The following is a 6997-nucleotide window of genomic DNA, read 5'->3' as shown; positions in this document are numbered from 1 at the left end:
GTTGACAATATAATCGCACGGATCACCGCTCTTGAACCAGTCGAGGACATTGATGATATATTCATCGGTGCCGTCCTTTATAGCCTTATGCCATTGATCGGGATTCGCACTCATACTGACTTCCCGGGACCAACTGACATTGAGTTGTTTTGTAAGGCCTTCAACGTACCCATTCAACTCTCCTTCACGCATATCGCCGTATTTCCAGACTGTGTTCCCTGCCAGGCCGTAGCCCACAAGGCGGACATTGTAGGTGTCCTGGGCCGCCGGAATGCTCCAAACCACTGTGCACACGAGTAATGCTTTTGTAATAAGGTTCATTTTCATGGATACTCCTTTGTGGAGGGATGCACGTTTCATATACCAATAATTTAATATGAAATGGAAGATATATACAGAATTATTAAGTATATAAAATGGCATATTTTGTATAATACTTATATTTTTTATGAATGATGAAGGAAAATAATGGGGCATGTATTAACGACAGAGGGAAGCAATGATACTTTTTCGCAATTGAATTAAATGGATATAAATGTTACTTTCTCACATTTCACTAATTATTTTCTTATTTCATTCTTTTTTTATTGTGTTAACACATTTTATTGTCGGTAGTAATAGTCGAAATAATGAAAAAACAGGTTAAGAAAAATGCGTTTTCCATTGCTCTTTCCTACCTTGAAGAGCTTATCAGGCAGCAGAAACATATAAGAAAAACCAGGCTTCCAACCACCGCCTCCATGGCTTCCGAAGCCGGGGTTGCCTATGAAACCATGCGAAAAGCAGTCAATGAGTTGGTATCAAAGGAGATACTGGTTGCCCGGCCCGGGAGGGGGATCCATATTGAACGATACAGGGGACAGCCCATAAAATCCCTTTACACTCTTTCTGAGGCCCCTGCGGATAACAGACTCCGATGGCAAAAGGCGGCATCTTCACTGAAACAGGACATTTTACAGGGGCATTTTGGATGGAATAGGCTTTTGCCTTCCCAGAAAGAACTTCTCATTCGGTATGGAGTCTCATATCCGACCCTCCGCAAGGTGTTGTCATTGTGCATTGATGAAGGTCTGATAAAGCCTGAAGGAAGATGGTATGCCACATCATTGAAAAAACCTTCGGTTGCCTATTCGAGAATTATTCTTTTAGGTGATGAACGTGACGAAACGGGTGTTGCTACGGGGGTATGTGGTGATGATTTCATGCGGTCTCTGGAACACACCTGTGCGACATCGGGCGTTCGGTTGGAAACCTACGCTTATCGATGGAATGAGGGGGTTTTACAGTTTAAGAATGTTGCGACCGGCAGGGAATGCATTATACAGGATGATAACGACATCCTGGGATTTGTCTATGCCGGTATTTTCGCCCGGGAGATCGAATCCCGGTTACTCGACAGGAACGGCAGTGCAGGTGATGTTCAGGAAATATTCATGACTGTTTTACGGATGCTGCTGCCCTTCGGGAGGCCGATTGCCGTGTATACTTTCGAGCAGGATCTCAAAATTCCTTTTTCTACCGGCCCAAACAGCCCAATTCGAATATTCAGGATGGCGGCGCCGGCGACATCGGCGGTAAAGGTCGCGCGGTACCTGCTCACACAGCGACACAAAAAGATCGCCTATATTTCTCCCTTTCATCAATCATTATGGTCTCAGATGCGGTACGATTCTTTAGTGGAGACCTATACCGATGCAGGATACAATAATAATGTTCGGCTTATTGCGATTAATGATCATTATTCGCTTTTATCCTATTATAAAGACTCCGAGCGACACTATAATATCGATTCGGTTCTTTCCGGCTATAAGGTTTGGAAAAAGGAGAAGTTTCCAAATCTGACGGGTTATTACGATCATGCATTCAGTACTTTTTGTCTGCGGTATATGACTCTTGCCGAGGTTATTTACCGGCTTACCCCTGTTTTGAGAACATTGTCGGAAGATCCGGACACGACAGCCTGGGTTACGGCAAATGATGGTGTGGCTGAAATGGTGATTGATTTTATGCGGGCGCGAAACAAAAAAACTCCCGACTTTATATCTCTGGCATCCTTTGATAATACCGTCATTTCGGTCCATCATGGAATAACCTCCTTCGATTTTAATATTCCGGCCGCTGTCAATTCGATGATTGCTTTTTTGCTGAATCCCCAAGTGTTTTATCGTGAAAAGAAAAATGAAGTAGTTGATATTGAAGGAGTTATTATCGAACGAAATTCGGTAATCAAATGTAGAAAATGATAGTTGAGTGCGCGTATGCGAATATCGCCCGGTATAAAGAAAGCAATTGAATCCGTTTTCACGGAAATATCATCAGGCCGTATTTCTCCCGGTGACCGTCTTCCGGGCATTCCCCGGCTTGCCCAATCATCCGGTGTGTCCCCGGTAACCATGTGGAAAGCTATGAATATTCTTCGTGAGAAAGGTATTGTTGAAGGCATTCGGGGGAACCCCTTTATTGTCACATCGGATGCTTTACAAAAGATCGGGGTTTTTAAGTCAACACTCAACGAGCCGGTTCAAAAAGTAAGGTCGAGTTGTCTCTGGCAGCGAATCAGGTTGCGGTTGTTGAAAGATGTTCTCAACGGCGTTTACGGCAGCAACGGAGTGCTCCCGACACTAAAAGAACTCCGGCAAAAATACGGAATATCATTTCGCCCCTTGAAAAAGGCGCTTACTGCTCTCTGTGAAGAAGGAGTCCTTGCCCCCCGGAACAGATTGTACCATGTCGTTTCTTTGTCGTCCTCACGATCGAATTCTTGTGTGAGGGTCATTATGTTGTCCGATCAAGAAAAGAAACTATGGGCCGGGTCCCTCAACGAAGAATGCATCCGGACGCTGGAATCGGAATGTAGCCGGGCAAATGTGGAATTGCAGGTAGTGGGATATATGGAAAGCGGCAAGTTCTTTTTTGCCCGGAGTGATGAGCGATTGAGACCCATTTCAACGCTGAGTGACGATGATTCGGTGTTGGGATATCTTTATATTGTCATTCAGAATGACGAATGTCGTGACATATTTTTACGTCGGTTGTCATCATTTGGAAAACCGGTTGCAGTTCTTGATGTTGTTGGAGGCTGGGAGCTTCCACTCTATGCTCAAAAGCCTTATGTCAAACATTTCACTACCGCCATATCTCCCTTACCCGGTGAAATCGCGGCACGGTATCTTCTCGAAATGGGACACCGGAAAGTCGCCTATATTTCTCCGTTTCATCAGGCTGCCTGGTCAAAAAATCGTCTTGCTGGAATAAGAAAAATATTTGCCGGGGCCGGTTATGATTCGGCCGTTACCTCTTGTACCTGGAACAATCCTCCCGATATACATAGTTCATATCATGATGACGCTCTGAAAAACTGTCCTATCGAGCCGCTGGTAGAATTTTTTAATAAATGGAAAAAAGATATTCCCCGTTTTTATATCAACCGAATGGATTCATATTTTAATTTTCAGTTACAATGGCGGATATTGACCATAGCAGAGTTCAACCGTCAACTTCATTCGCTCTTTGACGCGGCGCTTGCCGATGATTCAGTCACCGTCTGGGTTGCGGCCAATGACACGGTGGCGTTGGCCGCAATCGAGTACCTGGATTTAAATGAAATCGAAGTACCGGAAAGCATATCACTGATTTCTTTTGACGACACATGGGAATCCCTGCGTCAGGGTATTACCAGCTATAATTTCAATATGCAGGCGGTTGTCCACACCATGCTCGGATATGTGCTTAATACCCGTTCGGTAAAAAGCATGGGGTTTTATCGGCCGGTGGAAATCGAAGGCATGATTATCGAACGGATGACGACCGGAAAAATGCAACTAAAGGAATAAGCATAAAGAGCTTCATTACCGGTTGGCAACGAGGCCGTCACGTTCGTGCCTGCCTTACATCATGACAAATGATTTTGAGAGAAGTTTCCGTTCACCGCCGGGTCGTCTTTATCGCAACCGAGGTTCCGATAAGAAACAGTGCTTCGAATCCTACGGTGCCGAACAGCACCTGGGCGCCGGTAGAAGTAAAGCCGTAGGAATGGAGTCCTACGCCCAGCAAGTTGACCCCCAGCCAGGCGAACATCACCAGAACAAGTCCGACAATACTCCCCATGGCCAAACCCCATCCTCGGATCATGCCCCCTGCGCGGGCATGGAAGATTATCGTACACCAGAGGCAGATCAGCAGGGCTCCGTTTTCCTTCGGGTCCCATCCCCAGAACCGTCCCCACGACTGGTCGGCCCACATACCGCCTAAAACCGTACCGATCACCGTGAAAGTGAAGCCGAAGGCCAGCACTGCATAGATCGTCTTGTTGGTCGAGGTGAGTTTCTGCTTGTCTCCGGACGCCAGTTTCCGGATTATATAGACGTGTCCGGCGATTCCGGCCGCCAGAAGGCCGGTGTAGCCCAGAGTAATGGTGATAATATGAGTGGTAAGCCAGAAATTATTGTTCAATACCGCACTGAGCATTCCCATGGTGTCGCCGTCGGCACCGTATTTTCCCGCCAGATGAAGCAGGGCAAAGCCGATAAAGGAGGATATAAGAAGCCCCATTGCGTTTCTCTGCCACAACTCGACCACGGCGCCGAGAATAACACTTGCCCAGGCCACAAAGACAAGCGTACCGTAAAGATTATCGATCGGAGGACGGTTGAGAATGATCATGCGGGCAATTAACCCCCAGGTTTGAAAAAGAAAACCCGGTATAATGAGGGCAACAGCCGTGAAATGGAGCCACGTGCGATAGATAATCATGAGAAATAGCGCCAGAATACAGGTAAGGCCGTATAAAATCTTTGATTTCAGAAAGGGGTTAAGTGCATTATAGGAGATTTCAAGGGAATGATCGGGATAATCGATCACCTTTCCGGCGTCTTTTTGTACCGACGTTCTAAACTGCTCGACGGCTTTTTCGAATGCTACGGGGTTGTCGGAACGATAGTTTTCTCGAAGTTCAATCAGCAGATCAATGTGGTTGTTTCCCAGCGATGAAGAGGCATATTTTGCAAGATAACCCCACGGACTCAGCCATTCCACCGAGCCCTGGTGGCCGACAGGAATGATATGCAGGGGGGGATTGCCGATACGCGCCCCCATGCGGTACATTGAATGTGCCACCGAGACAACGGCACTGTCGAGGGAACTCCATTCGCTTCGTTTTTTACCGCTTACCTCTTTCATGGCCCTGGAGAGTGCCGGGGAGTGGGCCAGCATTTCATAATAGGACTGGGCCGGTTTCAGTGTGTCGAGGCCGAGTATCCGGGCAACCGCGGAATCCTTGATACCATAGGCCGGATCAGGCTCGATAAAACTGAACATGCCGGTCAGTTCCGCGTATTCGGTAACATTCCGGTACGCCCGGGCCGCTTCGTTTTCAAAATTCGAGCGTTCCTTCCCGGGTGTCATCGATGCTTTCCGGGCGAGTTGGTGGAGTTTTCCAAAGCCCGCGTGAAGGTCTGAAAAGCTATAGCGCCGCCGGTGTCGTTCGGCACCGATTGCATCGGCGATTTCGGGGTTGTCGATAAGGAAAATTTGATCCTGCGCCGCCTTCGCGGGGGTGAAGAGCACCCGGGCCAGCCACTCAATTGCCGAATAACCTTCGATACTGCTGCGCCCCGAGAACTGAAGAAGCTTGATCCGGGCGTAGGTGTCAAGCGGCTTTACCCGGTTATTATCCATAACCGAAATCTCAGAAAAAGTCTCCAGATCAAATTCCTTTGCAAAAACGTCGGAAAAACCGGCAAGAATCACAAGGATCATGCAAAACGGAAAGAGTGATTTAAGAGGGATATGATTCATATTCAATCTTTTTTCTTACGGTGTACAGGTTTCATACCACCTATCAGCTTGATGAGAAAATGGATTAACAGACCGGCCATGATCAGACAGCTTGCGATATAAGGTAGCTGACGGGCTGAATTGCGGACAACCGCAAAGGTAGAGGATTCCCGGCGCCCTTGCTGCGAATAGGAACTCTGGAAAAAAGTGAAATCGTTATAGCGGAACGGGCGGTTCATCGAGATAACCACTTCCCGGTCGATATTGTCACCCTTTGCATAAATCCTGCTCTTGAAATCACGGGCCATTTCCGTGCCGGCATAATCTTCTTTTGTAAAATCGAGCAGCCGTAGAGTAAGCGGCAGAAGAATTCGTTTCGGCTGTAATATCAGAGCGTAGGAATAATCGTTGTCCTCGAACGTGAATGAATTTTTCGTCCGTCCATGAAGCATGAGTTCGGTGTGTTGTTTGGAAGATTGTCTTTCTACAGTACAAATTATGCCCGGAACGTTTTTGGAGGGATCTTTTTCCGGCTCAAGCTCGACAAGAGAATCGACTGATGAATGCCGGTGCATCGACCGGGGATTATCAAAACCACCCGGAGCTGCGGCATTGGTATAGATTTTGCGGACTGTTACCCCTATCTGAGATTCGGGAAATATCAGCCGACTGCCGGAAGTTAAACTGCTGAGGTCAAAGGATTCACTTTTCTCATCCTTTATGTTTCCTTTATTTGTGCGATAAAGAAGCAGTTCCCAGTTCCGGTAACTCGAAGAATACCGGGACTGTTCTCCCTCATGGAGCGAAAGATAGGATTCACTCGCAAAATAGTGGGTGAATCCGGCGGCTAAAAACAAAAAGACGATGCCGAAATGGACCAGGAGAATGCCGATCTTTTTCCAGGCAAACCGAAGGCGAAAGAAAAAGGAACCGATTAAATTCAAAGACAACACCGCAATCACGAGTTTCGTGCCGGGAAAGGGAATAAAATTCCAGATAAATAGAACCCAGGAATTGAAAAACCGGGCCCGTGCCGGATATAATCCATGATCAACCTGATACAACGTGCCCCAGAATGTAAGTATCGAAAGTACGATCAGGCAGATGACGGTCAATCGAAGTGATACAATAAATTTAATGAATGGATTCTGAGCTATCTTATTCAGCATTCGTATTCTTTTATGCGGCATTTTTAGGGTCTGCCGGAAATTAAATATATACC

The 6997-nt window shown here is 46.8% G+C and carries 5 protein-coding genes; 2 read left to right on the top strand and 3 right to left on the bottom strand.

Annotated elements, in window-relative coordinates; genetic code table 11:
* On the bottom strand, positions 1 to 327 hold a 327-nt coding region (locus GF401_18920; GenBank protein ID MBD3347131.1), incomplete at its 3' end, for a hypothetical protein.
* A gap of 302 nt (positions 328 to 629) precedes the next feature.
* Between GF401_18920 and GF401_18915 the strand changes: the two genes are divergently transcribed.
* Together GF401_18915 and GF401_18910 are read left to right on the top strand one after the other, a co-directional pair.
* Complete coding sequence (locus tag GF401_18915) at positions 630 to 2243, top strand: GntR family transcriptional regulator (protein MBD3347130.1); 1614 nt, start codon at positions 630 to 632, stop codon at positions 2241 to 2243.
* A 15-nt stretch (positions 2244 to 2258) separates the two neighbouring features.
* Entirely contained in the window at positions 2259 to 3833 is a 1575-nt protein-coding gene (locus GF401_18910; GenBank protein MBD3347129.1) for a GntR family transcriptional regulator, read from the top strand.
* Positions 3834 to 3924: 91 nt separating this feature from the next.
* On the opposite strand, the gene GF401_18905 is transcribed toward GF401_18910, so the two are convergent.
* Positions 3925 to 5796, bottom strand: coding sequence for a hypothetical protein (locus tag GF401_18905; protein ID MBD3347128.1), 1872 nt, complete (start codon positions 5794 to 5796; stop codon positions 3925 to 3927).
* A 2-nt stretch (positions 5797 to 5798) separates the two neighbouring features.
* A complete protein-coding gene (locus GF401_18900; GenBank protein MBD3347127.1) occupies positions 5799 to 6965 on the bottom strand; it encodes a hypothetical protein in 1167 nt (388 codons plus the stop codon).
* Positions 6966 to 6997 lie beyond the last annotated feature (32 nt).

The organism is Chitinivibrionales bacterium, from assembly GCA_014728215.1.
Classification (GTDB): Bacteria; Fibrobacterota; Chitinivibrionia; order Chitinivibrionales; family WJKA01; genus WJKA01.
This window is presented reverse-complemented; position numbering and strand designations above follow the sequence as displayed.